Annotated in this window: 16 protein-coding genes; 7 read left to right on the forward strand and 9 right to left on the reverse strand. The window is 64.7% G+C overall.

Annotation, left to right across the window (positions count from 1 at the left end):
• Positions 1 to 4 precede the first annotated feature (4 nt).
• Both MRBLMC3_RS00415 and MRBLMC3_RS00420 read left to right on the forward strand, forming a co-directional pair.
• Positions 5 to 496, forward strand: coding sequence for a DUF2141 domain-containing protein (locus MRBLMC3_RS00415; RefSeq protein ID WP_363826563.1), 492 nt, complete (start codon positions 5 to 7; stop codon positions 494 to 496).
• A gap of 3 nt (positions 497 to 499) precedes the next feature.
• Entirely contained in the window at positions 500 to 1,672 is a 1,173-nt protein-coding gene (locus tag MRBLMC3_RS00420) for a glycosyltransferase (RefSeq protein WP_363753818.1), read from the forward strand.
• 375 nt (positions 1,673 to 2,047) lie between these two features.
• On the opposite strand, the gene MRBLMC3_RS00425 is transcribed toward MRBLMC3_RS00420, so the two are convergent.
• Genes MRBLMC3_RS00425 through MRBLMC3_RS00455 form a run of 7 tightly spaced genes read right to left on the reverse strand, consistent with a single transcriptional unit; the run spans position 2,048 to position 8,622 of the window.
• Positions 2,048 to 3,385, reverse strand: coding sequence for an AtzE family amidohydrolase (locus MRBLMC3_RS00425; RefSeq protein WP_363824968.1), 1,338 nt, complete (start codon positions 3,383 to 3,385; stop codon positions 2,048 to 2,050).
• A complete protein-coding gene (locus MRBLMC3_RS00430) occupies positions 3,382 to 3,558 on the reverse strand; it encodes a hypothetical protein (protein ID WP_363824971.1) in 177 nt (58 codons plus the stop codon). Before MRBLMC3_RS00430 ends, MRBLMC3_RS00425 begins: the two co-directional genes overlap by 4 nt.
• A complete protein-coding gene (locus MRBLMC3_RS00435; RefSeq protein WP_363824974.1) occupies positions 3,555 to 4,325 on the reverse strand; it encodes a cysteine hydrolase family protein in 771 nt (256 codons plus the stop codon). The genes MRBLMC3_RS00430 and MRBLMC3_RS00435 overlap by 4 nt, the downstream gene beginning before the upstream one ends.
• Positions 4,325 to 4,759, reverse strand: a complete 435-nt coding sequence (locus MRBLMC3_RS00440) for a cupin domain-containing protein (RefSeq protein WP_363824976.1) — start codon at positions 4,757 to 4,759, stop codon at positions 4,325 to 4,327. The genes MRBLMC3_RS00435 and MRBLMC3_RS00440 overlap by 1 nt, the downstream gene beginning before the upstream one ends.
• A complete protein-coding gene (locus MRBLMC3_RS00445) occupies positions 4,752 to 6,452 on the reverse strand; it encodes a CocE/NonD family hydrolase (protein ID WP_363824978.1) in 1,701 nt (566 codons plus the stop codon). The genes MRBLMC3_RS00440 and MRBLMC3_RS00445 overlap by 8 nt, the downstream gene beginning before the upstream one ends.
• 2 nt (positions 6,453 to 6,454) lie before the next feature.
• A complete protein-coding gene (locus MRBLMC3_RS00450; RefSeq protein ID WP_363824980.1) occupies positions 6,455 to 7,792 on the reverse strand; it encodes an FAD-binding oxidoreductase in 1,338 nt (445 codons plus the stop codon).
• Complete coding sequence (locus tag MRBLMC3_RS00455) at positions 7,789 to 8,622, reverse strand: creatininase family protein (RefSeq protein WP_363824983.1); 834 nt, start codon at positions 8,620 to 8,622, stop codon at positions 7,789 to 7,791. Before MRBLMC3_RS00455 ends, MRBLMC3_RS00450 begins: the two co-directional genes overlap by 4 nt.
• A gap of 131 nt (positions 8,623 to 8,753) precedes the next feature.
• On the opposite strand from MRBLMC3_RS00455, the gene MRBLMC3_RS00460 reads away from it, so the two are divergent.
• Both MRBLMC3_RS00460 and MRBLMC3_RS00465 read left to right on the forward strand, forming a co-directional pair.
• Positions 8,754 to 9,662: a LysR family transcriptional regulator gene (locus MRBLMC3_RS00460; protein ID WP_363824986.1), complete on the forward strand. Its 909-nt coding sequence runs from the start codon at positions 8,754 to 8,756 to the stop codon at positions 9,660 to 9,662.
• A gap of 127 nt (positions 9,663 to 9,789) precedes the next feature.
• A complete protein-coding gene (locus MRBLMC3_RS00465) occupies positions 9,790 to 11,016 on the forward strand; it encodes an MFS transporter (RefSeq protein WP_363824988.1) in 1,227 nt (408 codons plus the stop codon).
• Between the two features lie 80 nt (positions 11,017 to 11,096).
• Here the strand turns inward: MRBLMC3_RS00465 and MRBLMC3_RS00470 are convergent, their stop codons facing one another.
• On the reverse strand, positions 11,097 to 12,062 hold the full coding sequence (locus tag MRBLMC3_RS00470; protein ID WP_363735307.1) for an isopenicillin N synthase family dioxygenase: 966 nt from the start codon (positions 12,060 to 12,062) through the stop codon (positions 11,097 to 11,099).
• Positions 12,063 to 12,070: 8 nt separating this feature from the next.
• Entirely contained in the window at positions 12,071 to 14,350 is a 2,280-nt protein-coding gene (locus tag MRBLMC3_RS00475) for a TonB-dependent receptor (protein ID WP_363824990.1), read from the reverse strand.
• Between the two features lie 209 nt (positions 14,351 to 14,559).
• Between MRBLMC3_RS00475 and MRBLMC3_RS00480 the strand changes: the two genes are divergently transcribed.
• From MRBLMC3_RS00480 to MRBLMC3_RS00490, 3 genes are read left to right on the forward strand one after another with little or no spacing between them, the layout of a single operon-like run.
• On the forward strand, positions 14,560 to 14,733 hold the full coding sequence (locus tag MRBLMC3_RS00480; protein WP_363824993.1) for a hypothetical protein: 174 nt from the start codon (positions 14,560 to 14,562) through the stop codon (positions 14,731 to 14,733).
• Complete coding sequence (hpxZ, locus tag MRBLMC3_RS00485) at positions 14,714 to 15,097, forward strand: oxalurate catabolism protein HpxZ (protein WP_363735305.1); 384 nt, start codon at positions 14,714 to 14,716, stop codon at positions 15,095 to 15,097. Before MRBLMC3_RS00480 ends, hpxZ begins: the two co-directional genes overlap by 20 nt.
• Entirely contained in the window at positions 15,097 to 16,677 is a 1,581-nt protein-coding gene (locus tag MRBLMC3_RS00490; protein WP_363824996.1) for a gamma-glutamyltransferase family protein, read from the forward strand. The genes hpxZ and MRBLMC3_RS00490 overlap by 1 nt, the downstream gene beginning before the upstream one ends.
• Positions 16,678 to 16,708: the final 31 nt, after the last annotated feature.

The raw sequence follows: 16,708 nt of genomic DNA on the forward strand, positions 1-16,708 counted from the left end.
CGCGATGCTGATGCTCGCCGCGGCCATCCCGTCCAGCCCGGATTTGGGCAAGGCGGAGGGCCGGTGCCGCGCGAGCGAGAATGGCCCGGCCTTCCTGGTCGAGGTCAAGGGCCTGAAGGATCGCAAGGGTCGGCTGAAGCTGGAACTCTACCCCGCCAACGACACGGATTTCCTGGCGGACGACAATGTGCTGGTGGCGGCGGGCAAGCCGTTTCGCAGGGTCGAGGAGGCGGTGCCGGCCGCCGGGCCGGTGCAGCTTTGCATCCGCGCGCCGGGCCCCGGCACCTATGCGCTCAGCCTGTTGCACGATCGCGACGCCAATCGCCGCTTCTCGATTTCGGTCGACGGCATCGGTTTTGCCGGCAATCCCAAGCTGGGCTGGTCCAAGCCGTCTGCCGCCGCCGCGAGCGCGACGGTGGACAGCGGCCCGGCCCACATCGTCATCATCGTCAATTATCGCCGGGGACTCTTCTCCTTCGGCCCGATCAAGGAATAGGTCATGCGCATCGTGGATGTCTGCGCTTTCTACGCGCCCAGCGGCGGCGGCGTGAAGACCTATGTCGAACGCAAGCTGCGCGCAGGGGCGATGGCCGGCCATGAGGTCATCATCCTGGCTCCGTCGGACAGCGACCAGGTGGTGGAAGCGGGGGGCGGCAGGATCGTCATGCTGCCCGCGCGGCGCTTTCCGCTCGACCGGCGCTATTCCTATTTCGACGATGAAGCCTCGCTCCACGCCATGCTGGACCGGTTGCAACCCGATCTGGTCGAGGCGTCCTCCCCCTGGTCCAGCGCGGCGATGGTGGCGCGCTGGCGGGGCGATGCGCCGCGCGCGCTGATCATGCATGCCGATCCGTTGTCGGCCTATGCCTATCGCTGGTTCGGATCGGTGCTGAGCCGCGAGGCGATCGATCGCGGGTTCGACTGGTTCTGGCGCCATCTGCGCCGGCTGGACCAGCAGTTCGACCTGGTGGTCAGCGCCAGCGACAGCCTGTCCCAGCGGCTGGAGGCCGGCCGGCTGCGGCGGGTGATGACCCTGCCCATGGGCGTCGAACCGGGCTATTTCAGCCCGGCGCATCGCAATGAAGGACTGCGCGCGCGCCTGCTGGAGCGTTGCGGCCTTGGGCCGGAGGCGACGCTGCTGCTGGGGGTGGGCCGTCATGCGCCGGAAAAGCGCTGGCCCATGGTGATCGATGCGGTGGCGTCGGCGGGCTTTTCGACGCCGGTCGGCCTGGTGCTGGTCGGCGACGGCCGGGAAAGGGCGCGGGTGCGCCGGGCGTCGGCCAATAATCCGCATATCCAGTTGCTGGCGCCGATGCATGCGCGACCGGCGCTTGCCGAACTGCTCGCCAGCGCCGACGCGCTGGTCCATGGCTGCGAGGCGGAGACATTCTGCATGGTGGCGGCCGAAGCGCGCGCCAGCGGCCTGCCCGTCATCGTGCCCGACGAGGGCGGTGCGTCCGACCAGGCGCGCAGTGGCGGAGGGTTGCTCTATCGCGCCGGGCAGGCCGACAGCCTGGCCGCGGCCATCGTCGATTTCGCGCAGGCTGATGCTGTGGCGCGGCGCCGGACGGCGCTGGCGTCGGCTTCGTCGGTCATGACCATGGACGACCATTTCGACCGGCTGTTCGCGGTCTATGACGACATGACCAGGGAACGGCGCCATGTTGCTTGACCGGCCTATAGCTCGCCCCATGCGCCCGCGCCGCCGCCTGAGCCTTCCTGTCTTCCGCAGGCGGCCGCCCGACGCGGGACAGGCCCATTCCTGTGGTCTGCGCCATCGTTCCACCTGCGAAAGCTGGTCCTTGATGACCGCCATTCTCTGGTGGCTGTTGCGTTCCGATCGGTGACATCGGCGCGGCCGGGCTGCGCCGGCCGTGCCTGACGCCGGTCGCGGAAAATACCGGACCATCGGTACGAATACTCATTAAAAGTCTGATAATAGTCGATATTCTGGTCTATTTGTGAAGCGTGTTATGGTAAAAATAATCACCGGGTAAGCACTGATTTTTCCCAGAACGACACAAGACTGGCGGTGAAGCGGCGCCATTCATCCGCTCGGTTTGCCGGCGCTTCCGGCGCGGCGGACCATCAGTTCCCCGATGCGTTCCAGTCGTATGGCAAGGTGGAAAGCGGCTTCCTCCTTCCATGGCGGCGCGATGATCTGCACGCCGATGGGAAGGCCTGCCACGGCCACGGGTGCGGTGAGGACGGGCAGACCGATGAAGCTGATGGGCTGGGTATAGAGGCCCAGATTGGCGCGCACCGGGATTGTTCTGCCATCGACCGTTACCGAGGCCTGGCCGATCTCCGGCGCTGTGGTGAATGTGGCGGGCGCGAGGAGAAGATCGTGCTCGGCGAACAGCTTGGCGGCCTGATCGCGGAACCATGTCCGCACGCGCTGCGCCTGGAGGACGGCCGCGGCTGGAAGTAGCGCGCCTGCGAAAAGGCGGTCGCGCGTCGCCGGGTCGAAATCCTGCGGGCGGGTGCGTAATCGCTCGCTGTGCAATTGCCCACCCTCGGCGGCGGAGATCGTGAAGGCGGCTGAGCGCGCCGCTTCAGCGCCGCGCAGGTCGACAGTGCGGTCGGCTCCGGCTGCGGCCGCGATCCGGTCCATCGCCTCGGCGACCTCGGTGGTCATCACCGAGGCGAACCAGCCGCCGAGGCGTGCCACGCGCAGCGGTCGGCCATTATCGGCCAGCGCCGCGACCGAGGCGGCGGGCGGCATGTCCAGCATGGCTGGATCTTCCGGGTCATGGCCTTGCATCGCATCGAAGGCGTGGGCAAGGCCGTCGAGGCTCGCTGCGAAATGGCCGGTGTGATCGAGGCTGGCAACGAAGGGAAAGGCGCCGCGCCGCGAAAGGCGCCCGAAAGTAGGCTTCAAGCCATAAACGCCGCAGAGCGAGGCCGGGATGCGGATCGAGCCGTTGGTGTCCGATCCCAGTGCGACGTCCACCAGTCCTGCCGCCACCGCCGCTGCCGAACCGCCCGATGATCCGCCGGCGATCCGCGCGGGATCGTGCGGATTTCGCGTCGGCCCGTAATGATGATTCTCGGTGGAAAAGCCGTAGGCGAACTCATCCATGTTGAGTGTGCCGAGCAACGCGGCGCCCGCGCTGCGCAGCCGTTCCACCAGAAAGGCGTCACGCGCTGCGGGCGGTTCATCCTTGAGAATGATCGATCCGGCCAGCGTCACCTCACCCGCAATGTCGAACAGGTTCTTTACGGCGAAGGTCAGGCCGGCGAGCGGAGCGCCCGTCCGGTCGGCCCGGTCGGCGTCGGCCAGCGCCCGTTCGGGCTGGACGGAAGTGAAGCAGTTGAACGCGGCGTCCCGATCGGCGATCGCGGCGAGGCTGCGCAGCACTGCCTGGCGTGCGAGGCCGCTCATGCGCGAAACATCGGCGCAGGATCGACCGCGTCAGGCAATTCAATCCCGGAAAAGGCTAATATATGATCGGCCAGAATATCGAGCCATTGCGCCACGCTTTCGGCATAGGCGTCCGGTACGTCCAGCGGCGCCATTGCGGCGATGCGTTCGGCGAGTTCGGGCTGGAGGCTCATGCCTGCTTCACCGCATCGATGACATCGGGCGACGCGGCGACGAAGCCGAAGCATTGGCGGATGTTGTAGAGCGTCGCTTCGGCGCAGAAGCCGGGTGATGTCGTCGCGCTGCAATCCTCCAGCAGCACGCAGTCATAGCCCCGGAAACTCGCGTCCTGGAACGTGCATAGCACGCACTGGTCGAGATTTACCCCCGCGAAGAGTAGCGTAGTAACGCCAAGGTTCCGCAGGATCGCGTCGAGATGCGTTTCCCAGAAGCCCGACATGCTGAACTTGGCGACGTGAATGTCGCCGGCGGTATCGCCAAACTCCTCGAGGATCGCCGCGGCCCAGCTACCGGCCTGCAACACCGGTGCGCCATTGGCAAGCGGATTGCCGAGGCCTGTGCCGGTGCCCGAAGCATTGTAGACATGGAGGGTCGAGGGGCCCAGGTTCAGAAGGTCTGGCCGGTTGCCCCAGTTGACCCAGACGACGGGAATATTGGCGCTGCGGGCCTCTGCCAGCATCGCATGTATCGGCGCGATCAGCCTTTGTCCGGGCGACACGTCAACGCCGATCGAGGCAAGCCAGCCGTCGGCGTGACAGAAGTCATTCTGCATATCGACGATGACAAGCGCCGTGCGGGCAAGGTCGAGCCGGATATGCTGCGGCGTTGCCGGGATCGCCACGGGTCGCGGGACGCGTGGCGTGCGGACGAAATCCACGGCGGCTTCATTGACGCGCCACTGGTTGTGCGGGGCGCTGCCGAGCGGGTGCATCACGGCCATCACGCGGCCTTGAGGCCGGTCAGCGTAACGAGGTCCTCGGCATCCAGTTCTACCGGCTCCCCGGCGCGGATCAATTCGGCGAAGCCCTCGTTCGGCACCATGAAGGTAAGCGTGTAGAGCTTCGCCGCGCCGGTGTTGACGACGACATGCTCGGCGCCCGGCCGTAGCATCAGCGCGTCACCGGGCGTGATGCGCCGGACGGTGTCGCCGCAATGCGCCTCACCCTCGCCCGAAATGACGTAGAAATATTCATGGGCATGCGCGTGGCTGTTGGGCGGGGTCCGTCCGCCGACCGCAAATATCTCCACGACGCAGACCGGTTCGATCCCGTCGGCCAGCGGATCGAACAGGAGAGCGAAATAGTTGCTATCGCCGGGGGCGATTCGCCGCGCTTCCACATCGCGGACCGAGCGGGCTAGCATCATCTCATACATAGTCCTGGTTTTCCTGTTGGGTGGTCTGCCCTTGAGCCATCGAAAGGTGCAGCAGCGATCCGTCCGCGCCGCCGGTGATGATCCCGATCGTGATGAGCCGTGCCTCGCTCCGGGGAGCATCGGCCGGCCGGCGTCCGGTGCCGGGATTGACCGGATAGGCCGGATAGGCGGCGGCGGCGATCGAGAGGCGAAGCCGCTCACCGGGGCGCAGCGTGGCGCAGGTCTTGCGCAGCGACACGGCGATGCGATCCCCCGCCCGGTGAGCGAGCAGGGAGCGATGGCCTTCGGCGATCTGGGTCACCCTTCCTCGCGCGTCGATGCGCGAGAGAACGCAGGCAAGATCAAAGGCCGGGCTGTCGCAGGCCACGGCAAGATCGGCGCCGACTTCGCCGAACAACGCCAGCGAATCTTCAAGCGGAGCCGTGGTGAAGGTGAGCACGTCGGTACGATTGTCCACCTTAGCGCGGTAGACAGGTCCCGGCGGTGTGCCGAATGCGCCGCCCACGCTCGGTGCCGGCCGCCAGGGATCGTGGACAAGGTACTCAATGCAAGTCTCTCCGGGAGCCGGCCCAAGTGTTGCGCTTGTTCCGTCAACCGAGGCAATGCCTTCCCCACCCAGATGGAAGGTCGTCCGCTCCTCCGGCCAGATGTCGCCCGTCCGCCATTCGCAGGTACCCATGTCGAATAGCGAGATCGGCGGCGAGAGTTCGACGTTGGCATCGTCCATGAGCCAGCGCCGGAACCAGCGGACTTGGGCATGGTCGACGGGGCTGACGGCGGCGGACCCGAAATCGCGATCGGCCACGGAGCGGTCCCACGGAAAATGCGTCCAGGGGCCGATCATGAGCGCGCCGCCGAGTGCATCGAAGCCCGCGAGCGTGCCCGGCAGATGGGTGTCGAACCAGCCGCCGACGAACAGCGCCGGAACACCACCCGCGCGCAGTTCCGCGAGCGCGGCGCTCGGTGAGACGGCGGACCAGTAGGGATCGCTGGCGGGGCGTTCCAGCCAGTCGTGATAGTGCCCGAGCGCGCGGTGGCGTTCGAGCACCGGCGGCCGCGCGTTGACGGGGGCATTGAGCGGGAGCGCGCGCGATGCGGCGAACAGCTCCTCCCACGCCGCCATCTCGCCACGATGCTCGGCGGTACCCGCCGCCATCTGGATACCCCAGCTGATGTTGGACGCGAGGCGCAGCGCGCCGTCCTCGCTCGCCCAGTCGGCGAACAGGTCCCAACCGATCATCGCGGGCGCCATGGCCCTCAGCGCGGGCGGACGCAGTCCAGCCGCGAGAAGCTGGTTGGTGCCCTGATAGGAAAACCCATAAAGACCGACCCGCCCATTGGAACGCGGCAGCGCAGCGGCCCATTCGATCGCCTCGGCGCCATCGCGTGCCTCATGGACAAAGGCGGTAAATTCGCCCTCGGAGGTGCCGCGTCCTCGCACATCCTGGATAACTACGATGAAACCCTGACGTGCGTACCAGGCGGGGTGCGCGTAGCATAGCGCCGAGCCGAGCCGCCGGCCGTAGGCCTGCCGCATCAGGAGCACCGGCGCATCTTCCTCGCCAAGCGGCATCCAGATGTCGGCGTCCAGCCGCACTCCGTCCGAAGTCAGCATCGATGCCTGGACGAGGCCGGGAAGAGCGCCTTCGCCGGAGGACGCAATGGTCTTGTGCGGCATGGTCCGGTCGAGCACGGCTATAGCGTCTCTGACGGCATGAACGTACGCATCTTGCCGGGGTTGAGAAGCCCTTGGGGATCGACATCGTGCTTGAACCCGAGCTGGTCTCCGGGCAGTCGCTTGTAACGGCTACCGTCCTCGACAGTGTAGACATGAGGATTGGCGACGGGCGCGCCCGCGTCCTCGAAAATCGCGATCAGCTCGGCGAGCCTCTCTTCGCCGGTGTAGCGAACGACGGGCAGGCTGTTCATCACATGACCGCCGTCGAAGCCGATGAACTCGACATGCCACATCACTTCGTCGCCCAGCCGCGTGCGTAGGCCGTGGAGTATTTCGGGCGTGGGGAAGATAGTCTGCAGATAGGTGTGGCCGCGCTCGCGCCGTAGGACGTGCTGGGTCGCGTGATTGAAGCCGAGTTCGTAGATCGGGAGGGATGGGCCTTCTTCCCCTCCCGAAGCGCGTTCCAACGTGACGCGGCCATTGTGCGCCGCCGCCAGTTCGCGCCCCGCGACAAGGCCCGCCGGCGCGACCATCAGCGCGGCGATGGCGTTGCCTTCGGGAATATAGGGAACATAGGGTCGGAAATAGCGCGCCTGGCGGTCATCCGAGATCGAGCACAGACGCTTCTGCACGCCTTGGGCCTTGCACATCGCGTGGCCAAAGGCGATTGCATCCTCGAACTGTTCGAAGGTCACGAGCAGGTCATGCCAGTCGACGGCCGGTTGCACCGGCAACGCCAGCCGGACGAGCAGGCCGGTCGTCCCGAAGGTGCGATTGATGAGGTTGCATTGGCTGCCGGTCAGATCGATCAGGCGGGGCGTGTCCTCTACCGTAACGAGGCTGGCGCCGATCAGGTTGCCGGGTTCGCGCAGACCGCCCCAGGTGACCGAACCAACGCCGCCGGTCCCGCCCGAGACGAAGCCGCCGACGGTCGCCGTTTCCCAGGTGGAGGGAAACATGCGCAGTTCATGACCCCGCGCGCGTAGCGCCTGCTCCAGCGCGTGAAGCGTCATGCCAGCCTCGACCGTGACGACACCGTCCGCAACCTCGATCAACCGGGCAAGGCCGGTCATGTCGATCACCGCTCCGCGTCTCAGTGGAACGGCCTGCCCGTAATTGCCGGTCCCGCCGCCGCGCGGCGTCAGCGGAACGCCAGTGCGCGCGCTGGCCGCGGCGACGGTCATGACCTCATCGACGGAGCGGGGAGAGACGATCACGTCAGCTTCGCAGTCGTGAAGCAGCGCGGACAGCACCGGGCTGAACCAGAAATAGTCCTTGCTCTTGCGCTTGAGATCGGCGGGCGCCTGGCTCCACGGCACATCGCCTAGTTGGTCGAGGAAACCGGCGAGGTTCATGCGGTTGCGGCCTGTGAAATAGCGGCCGGAGCGCCGATGCGCTCGACCGGATAGCGCGCGACCTCGTGGAGAAGGGCAATGAAGCGCGCAGCAGCATGATCGGCGACCAGCTTGCCGCGCTCAGCGTCTGCGGCGGCGGCGTTGCCACACGCACCTTCGGGGTTCAGGTCCTGAATCTGCCAACCGAAACCGACCTTGCCTTCCGGCGTCAGGATGTCGAAGTCAGCCTGCATCGTCTTGCTCAAGGAAACGAAGTTCCGCGCCTTCGCCATGTCGACAAGGTCAGGGCGCAAGTGCAGCATCAGCGAAGTCTCGATCTCGCCGCCATGGATGCCATGGGCACATTCCTCTGCCGAGAAGAGCCCCGGAGGCATGCCCATCTTCGACCACGCGGCATTGACCACGAACATGCCTAACTCAACCCGTAGCGTTCGTGCGACGATGTCCATGATCTGAGGCTGGCCGCCGTGCGAATTGAGCAGGACGAGCCGTCGGATGCCTGCCCTACGAACGGATCGGCCCAGTTCCAGGAGCAGATCCGTCAGCACCGAAGCCGGAAGACTCAGCGTGCCGGGGAAGGCGAGATGCTCATCGCTCTTGCCGACTGACTGGATCGGCAGGGCCACGACGGACAGTTCTGCCGGGGCTTCGCTCAGAGCCTGCGAGAGCAGGCCCTCGTTGATGCAGCTATCGACATAGACCGGCAGGTGGGGTCCGTGCTGCTCGATGGCGCCCACCGGCAAGATCGCAATGGTATTGGCGGGCAGGGCCTGAAAAGCGGATGACGGCATGTCGCGCCAGAGCCGGGCCGGGTAAAAGTGGGGCGGCATTGCAAATTATCCTTTCTTGCCGGGCCCGCCTCACGGTAAAGCTTCCTTGCACTGAAAAAAGCATCGATTTGCGACCGCGGTGATGCCTTTTTTCGCCAACAGAGGGAGTCGCTACCTTGTTGCACGGACGTATGCTGCGGTACCTGGATGTCGTTGCCCGCGTGGGGACGATCCGAAAGGCTGCGGCGCAGCTCCACATCGCGTCGTCCGCGATCAACCGCCAGATCATCGCGCTGGAAGAGGAACTGGGCGAACCGCTGTTCGAGCGTATGCCGCGCCGCATGCGCCTGACTGCCGCCGGCGAAGTCCTGATCCAGCATGTGCGCGAAACGCTGAGGGCCCACGAGCAGACGATGCAGCAGATCGAGGCCATGAAGGGGCTCAAGCGCGGTGCCATCACGCTCGCAACCACGCTCGGGCTGTCGGCAGGGCCGATGTCGCAGATCATCAGCGATTATGTCGATTCCTATCCGCGTGTGCGTGTGCGAGTTTCGAGTGCGGTGACCGAGGGGATAGCCAACGCGGTCATGAACGGCGAAGCGACCCTTGGGCTAGCGTACAGCATACCGCCGAGACCGGGGCTCAAAACCCTGTTCGCGGTGGACCTGCCGCTGGGCGCGATCGTCGCGGCCGGCCATCCTTTGGCGAGCCGCGACCGGCTTCGCCTCAGCGAACTTCTGGACTATCGGCTCGTAATCGCGGAGCCGGGCATGAGTCTGCGCACCGTGATCGATGTGGCTTTCAGCCGCTTCGAGGCGGTTGCCCCGGTGCTGGAGACCAATTCTGTTGAACTGATGCGCAATTTCGTTGCGGCTTCGGATGCGGTCGCGCTTCTCAATCCGCTCGACGTCGTGACGGAACTGGCTTCGCAGCGCCTCGCCTTCATACCTCTGGATGATGAAAATCTCCACCCGCAGACCCTAAGGCTCATTTCGCGCTCAAACGATCCGCTCGACTCGATCGCCAGCCACTTTGCCCAGCATCTGATCGAGCGCGTGACAGCACTTGCCGGGGACGTTGCGGATGCGCGTATCGGATAGTTTTGCAAGAAACAGCCCGGTCAGACTGCTGCCATAAAGGCAGCGCACACGACGCAAAGTGATGCTTTTCTTGTAGAGAAGTTTTCATATCCTGCGTGTGTCTGCCAGTTAAGGGGAGCGCGTGGTGATGACGAGTCCAGCAGGTGTTCAAACGATCACGCCTCACTTGTCGCAGGCGCGGGAAAGTGTCCCCTCGGCAAGACCGGCCGTGGCGCTCTGCGCGCTGGCGATGGTGGCCGAAGGCTTCGACACCTACTCCGTGGGCTATGCGGCCCCGATCATCATACGCGAATGGGGCTCCAGCCCAACGATGATCGGCAACTTGTTCGCCGCCAGTGTCGTCGCTTCGGCGATCGGCACGATGGGCATTGGCGTGATCGCCGATCGATTCGGCCGAAAGCCTTGCCTGATCGTCGCCCTCGTGGTCTTTGGCCTTGCTACGCTGATCACCGCGCATGTCGCCAATATGGCTGAACTGGCGGCTGTGCGCATTTTGTCGAGCCTGGCGCTCGGTGCCTCGGTGCCGAGCGCCATCGCACTGGCATGCGACGCGGTTACCCCGTCGCGGAGGGCGGCGACGGCGGCCTTGCTGTCCGCCAGCATTGCCATCGGCATAGTCGCCTCGGGTCTGGCGGCGGCGGTACTTGTGCCGGACCACGGCTGGCAGTCGCTGATGTATGTCGGCGGGCTGTTCGCCCTGGTGCTTGCGCTGCCGATCCTGAAACTCGTGCGCGAGCCCGTCCATGAAGCGACCGCAGCTCTGGGACCTTCGCATAATGTTGGAGCGCTGTTCGCTCCTGTTTACCGGCGTGCGACCCTCGTCCTCCTGTTCGTCATGACGACGATCTACGCGACTTCCTTCTTCTTCAACTTCTGGCTGCCTTCCCTGCTGCTGCGGCACGATCCCGATATGCAGAAGGTCGCGCTTGCCAACGCGCTCGCGCAAACATTCAGTCTTGCTGGAGCGCTCCTCACCGGTTGGGCTATGGACCGCAACGGATTGCGGGCTCTAGCCGCGATCTTTGCCGTAACCGCGATCGTGTTGACCGCAGCGGTGGGCCTTCCCAGCAGCTTCGTGGGTCTGGTGCTTGGCTGCTGCTGCATCTGTTTGTGCATCAATGGCGCTTTCGGCGGCGCTCTTGCCGCGCCGGTACAGGTCTATCCCCAGGAGATGCGGGCAACCGCGCTGGGGTTCACGATCGGCCTCGCGCGCCTGATCGGTGGCAGTCTGGGCCCGCTGGCCGGGGGCTGGCTGCTCGCCTGGAACCTGCCGACAATAGCGGTTGCGGTCGCTTTCGGTCCCTTCCTGCTGCTGAGCGCAGCGGCGCTATTCCTCTATGCCCGGCGAGCCTGATGCGCGGCGCTGCCTGCCAACGAAATGTAACGCGCCGATCCGCATGGCGAACCAGCGCGTCCTTTCTTTTGCGAAGACGGTCAATAGCCGTATGAGCGGCGGAACATCTCGCGGACATGCTCGCCCGCCGTGCAGGTGGCGAAGCGGCGAGGCCGGTCGGCATTGATGCAGGACGGGATCGGATCGATCACGGCGTCGCTGCGCGGGCTGTAGAAAAAGGCGAGCGAATAGCGATCCGCTGCGCCGTGATTGTTCCGGACCCGGTGGAAGTTCGAGGCATAGCGTCCGTTCGTCCAGCGCATCATCAGGTCCCCCAGGTTGACGACGAACGTACCGGGAATCGGATCGGCCCTGACCCACGTCCCGTTGACGTCGCACACCTCCAGTCCACCAAGCGAATCCTGCGCCAGCAGGGTGATGCCGCCCCAGTCGGTATGCGCGCCAGCGCCGATCTGGTTGAACTCCGCATCGGCCTTTTGCGGCGGATAGCGCAGCATCCTGAGCTTGGCTTCGGCACCGGCATAGTACGGCGCGAACCAGTCCGCCCGTAGCTCGAGCGAGAGCGCGATCTGTTGCAGAACCCGGTCGCCCAGAAGCTGCAAGGCATCGCCATAGACCAGGGTCTGCTCGCGGAATCCGGGGAGATCCGGCCATTGATTGTGGCCGGATGTCCGGGCCTGCGTGCGCGCGTTCTCGGCGGGAAGGTTCGTGGTGCAGTAGAAGCTTTCCTTGAGATCGACGGGCGCTAAGTCGCCGCCATCCTCCTGGCTGTCGAGTATCTGCGCGCCGATCGGCTCGAAGCCGGCACCGGCGGGGGAGTTCTTCATGTGAAGTGCTTGTTTTTCGGCAAGCGGCGTGTCCAGCACCGCCTTGGCCGCGGCGAACTGCCGCGCGATCAATTCCTCTGGAACGCCGTGACCGGCGATGTAGAAAAAACCGATCTCGCGGCAGACCTTGCCTATCGCCTTCCCCACCGCCGCCGGAGGCCCCGAAATGTCGATCACCGGGATTACCGCGGCAGGCCTTGGTGGCGTGTAGATGCGCATGATCTTCCTCAGAACTTCTTGGTGAAGGACAGGCCGTAAGTGCGCGGCATGTTGTAGACCGTGTTCACCGCCGAGCCGTTCTGGAACGTGCTGTTTGTATATTCGTCGTTGGTCAGGTTCTTCGCCCAGAGCGACGCGGTCCAGCCCGTTTCCGGCATGATGAGCTGCAGTTGGGCATTGACGAGCGTCGCGTCGCTGTCGATCCGGTAGATCGGCGTGTTCTCCGTATTGGTGAAAACGCTGCTCTGGCGGTGGACAGATCCGCTCAGCGACATGTCGAGATCATCGGTGACAGCCCAGCGATAGCGGGCTGAGGCCGAGCCGGTGAAGGTCGGCGCATTCGCGAAGCGGTTGCCCGCCGGGAAATTCACGCCGCCGCTGGTGAAAGCTCCGACCCAGCTATCGATAAGCCCACCGTCAAAGCGCAGCTCCATTCCGCGCACCGGTCGCACCGCCAGTTCGAAGTCCACGCCCTTGATATGGGCGTCGGACAGGTTGGCGAAGCGGTTGACGAGGAGGTTGCCGACCAGCTGCTGCTGGTTGGTCTGCATGTCGTTGTACTTGTAATAGAACAGGCTGGTAGTGAGGCTGACCAGATTGTCCCAGAGGTTCTGTTTCCAGCCGATTTCGAACGCATAGAGGTGTTCGCCCTTGTACGGCAGGAGCTGCGAGGAGTTCGTCGCGACCGCAGGGGCTATGAAGCCGCCGCTCTTGAAGCCGTGCGTGATGCTACCATAGATCAGTGTGTCGCGGCTTGGCTTGTAGTTGACGCCGACCTTCCAGGACACGGCATCCTGTTTTATAGAGTCGTCCATGAAGGCTTGGTTGACGTCCCCGACGTCGACGACGCCGTTCTTGTTGACGTCCTTCCAGGTGCCGCCGATCTTGCTGTTGAATTCGTGGATGTAGCGTGCCCCGGCGGTGAGTTGCAGCGTAGGGGTCACGTTCCAGTCAAGTTGAGCATAGGCTTGCGCCGTACGCGTGTCGGCGCTGTTGGTGCCGATGAAGTTGCCGTTCTGGATCGGAGCGATGGTGTAGGTCGGGTTATTGGTGTTCGCCGTCGAAAGATAGACACCGCCCATCCACTCCAACGGGCGAGTACCGGTCGAGGCGATCTGCAGGTCCTGCGACCACTGCCAGGTACGCTGGTCGAGAATTGCCGTCTGCTCGGTAATCGGCAGCGCGTCGGACTTGATGTAATTTTCCTGCCAGTGGAGATAGCCGGTGGTCGAAGTGACCGCAAAACCATCGCCGCGCCAAGTCGCAATCAGCGTACCGGTATAGGCCTTGCCTTTCACGGTCCATGGATCGTTCTCGCTGATCGTATGGACATCGGTGGAGGTGCGCAGCGCGCCGAAGAGCGAAGCGCAAGTGTTGCCGAAATCGATCTGGTTGGCCAGCGATACTGGACAGAAAGGCGTCGTGGCTCCCGGCGCGCCGCCAGGGACGTGACGGCCAAAGGCGGTGAAGGCGCCCGGCTCGTCGTCCTCGTGCTGATACCCGAAGATGCCCCGCAGCGTCAGGCTGTCCGTCGCTTCCCACTTTAGCTGCGCGCGTACGGCCACCTGGTGGATCTGGCCAATATCATGGCCACCGGGGTAAAGGTTGTTGATCCAGCCGTCGTACATTTGCCGCGTTCTGACCGAGATGCGCGCGGTGAGTCTCTTGCCGATCGGCCCACTGATGGCTCCTTCGCCTTCGAAAGCGCGGTAATTGCCGAGGCCGCCGGTCAGATAGCCGGACAAGGTATCTGTCGGCTGGGCTGAGCTAACCGTGACGGCTCCCGCCGTGGCATTGCGGCCATAAAGCGTCGATTGCGGGCCCTTCAGGATCTCGACGCTCTGAACGTCGAAGAACTGCTGGCTGATCGTGCCGATGTTCGGGCTGTAGACGCCATCGAAATAGACGGAGGTCGACGGGTTGCTGGCAACGGTGAAGTCGTTCATGCCGACGCCGCGGATGGTGATCACCGGCTGGCCGCCGCCGGGCCGGATTTCACGGACCTCGACGTTGGACGTCAGCTGCTTGAGCTCGCCGATGCGCTCGACGCGCTCCACCTTGAGGCGTTCTTCGGAAATCGCCGTCACGTTGATGCCGACGTCCATGGTCGATTGCTCACGCCGCTGAGCGGTAACGACGATCTCGCCGGCACCCGCGTCGGAAGCTTCATCCGCATTTGCGGATGCATCCGCGGCATGCGCAGCAGCGGGAAGCAGCAACAGCATCGGCAGCAGGGATGCGCCGGTACGGAAACGGTTTCTGATATGTCCGGTATTGAAGATCGTCATGATATGGTCCCCCGAAGAGCCGGCATGGTTGTGCCAGCGATGTTGAGCACGGCCCCTCCCGGACCTCTCCCCAGACGTTTGTCGGGCGCACCAGGCCGATGCTCCTGCTCCGATCACGCGGTGTTGCTGCTGCTCATACAATCGCAGTCTGTGCGCACTTAAAAGAACCGTTTTTGCTCAATATTGATGCTAAAAAGGGGACGCAGGGGATGTCGCTTGATCAAGCGACCTATTTCCGCGCTTTGCCGGACCAGGTTTCTATTGCTGCCTTTGAAGCATCGCAACAGACGCATAACGATGCTTTTTGCACAGTGGCGACGCTGATAGCTCGGATGCGCTACCGGAAAGGACCAGTGCGCCGCCATGATGATCGACGAACCTGAAACTCATGCCGAGATCGCCGCGCTGGTCGAGCGCTACGAAGATGCGCTTGACCGCAACGACATCGGGGCGCTCGACGCCATGTTCTGGCACTCCCCGCAAGTGGTGCGCTTTGGCGTGGGCGAGAATCTCTATGGCGAGGCCGAAATCGCGGCGTTCCGTCGGCAGCGCCAAGGAGGATCGCCGCCGCGCACGGTGCGCAGGATCGCGATCACCACGTTCGGGCGCGACTTCGCCGTCGCCAACGTCGAGTTCCAGCGCCTTGGCGGCGAGACGATCGGCCGGCAAAGCCAGAGTTGGGTCCGTTTGCCAGAGGGTTGGCGCATCGTGGCCGCGCATGTCTCGCTGATGGGGCAGACCTCCTGATGCTGCACACGCCACGTGCCTATCGCGGGATGGTTACCGCGCCGCACCACCTGGCGAGTCAGGCTGGCCTCGACATTCTCAAGGATGGCGGCACGGCCGTCGAAGCGTGCGTTGCGGTCGCGGCGACGCTGGCGGTAGTCTATCCGCACATGACCGGCATCGGCGGCGACGGCTTCTGGCTGATCGCCGAGCCGGACGGAACGGTGCGCGCGATCGATGCCTGCGGGAAAGCCGCTTCCGGGGCCGACCTCACGCTTTACGCAGGGCATACGGTCATCCCTTGGCGCGGACCGCTCGCCACGAATACGGTGGCGGGCACTGTCTCGGGCTGGGAAGCAGCGCTGGCCGGGGACAGCGGGATGTTGCCGCTTGACCGCTTGCTGCGCGCTGCCATTGCGCTCGCCGGCGATGGCGTGGCGATAACGCGAGGCGGTGCGAATGTTGCGGCAGCCAAGGGCGATGAACTTCGCTACCAGCCGGGCGCTTACGCCGCCATCTTCGAGCCGGAAGGCAGGCCGCTCCGCGAGGGCGATCGGCTGCGACAGCCTGCGCTCGGCGAAACCCTGGCAAGACTGGCGCGCGACGGGCTCGGCAGCTTTTACCGCGGTGAGCTGGGGTGTAGCATCGCTGCCGACCTTGCCGCGCTGGGCAGTCCGGTCACGCAGGACGATCTGGCCCGGCACACGGCTTCGCATGTCGCTCCGCTTAGTCTGTCCATCGGCGGTGCGCGTCTCTACAACATGCCACCGCCGACGCAGGGCATCGCCTCGCTGCTGATCCTGGGCCTGTTCGACCGGCTCGAGGCTGGCGGCCCAGATGAATTTGCGCACATTCACGGGCTGATCGAAGCGACCAAGCAGGCCTTTATCTGGCGCGATGCGCATTGCAGCGATCCGGCCTACATGACGGTCGATGCCCAGGCGTTGCTCGACGATGGCGCCGCCCTTGACACCATGGCGGCGCGCATCGATCCGGCCCGCGCATTGCCGTGGCCGCACCCCTCGGCGCTGGGCGACACGACCTGGTTCGGGGCGGCGGACGCGCGGGGGCAGGTCGTCAGTTGCATCCAGTCCACCTATTTCGAATTCGGCTCAGGCATCGTGCTGCCCGGCAGCGGCATCACTTGGCAGAACCGCGGCGCGTCCTTCCGTCTTGCAGCCGATGGCTGGAATGCGCTGAAACCTGGCCGCAGGCCTTTTCACACATTGAACCCGGCCCTTGCCCGCTTCGATGACGGGCGCGTCATGGCCTATGGGACGATGGGTGGCGAAGGTCAGCCACAAACACAAGCGGCGCTGTTCACTCGCTATGCCCGCTATGGTGCGCCGTTGCAGGAAGCCTTGTGCGCACCACGCTGGCTTCTCGGCCGGACCTGGGGCGAGGAGAGCACGACGCTGAAGCTGGAAGCCGGCTTTGATGCCGGCCTCGTCGCGGCTCTGACAAAGGCGGGGCATGAAATCGAACCGGTTGCACCGCTCAATTCCGTCATGGGTCATGCCGGCGCAATCGTTCGCCATCCCGACGGGATGATCGAAGGCGCCGGGGACCCGCGCTCCGACGGCACGGTGGCGGCCTGGTGACCTGCTTCCCCATCATGTTTTGCAACAGGAC

It is taken from the genome of Sphingobium sp. LMC3-1-1.1, from assembly GCF_040676285.1.
Classification (GTDB): Bacteria; Pseudomonadota; Alphaproteobacteria; order Sphingomonadales; family Sphingomonadaceae; genus Sphingobium.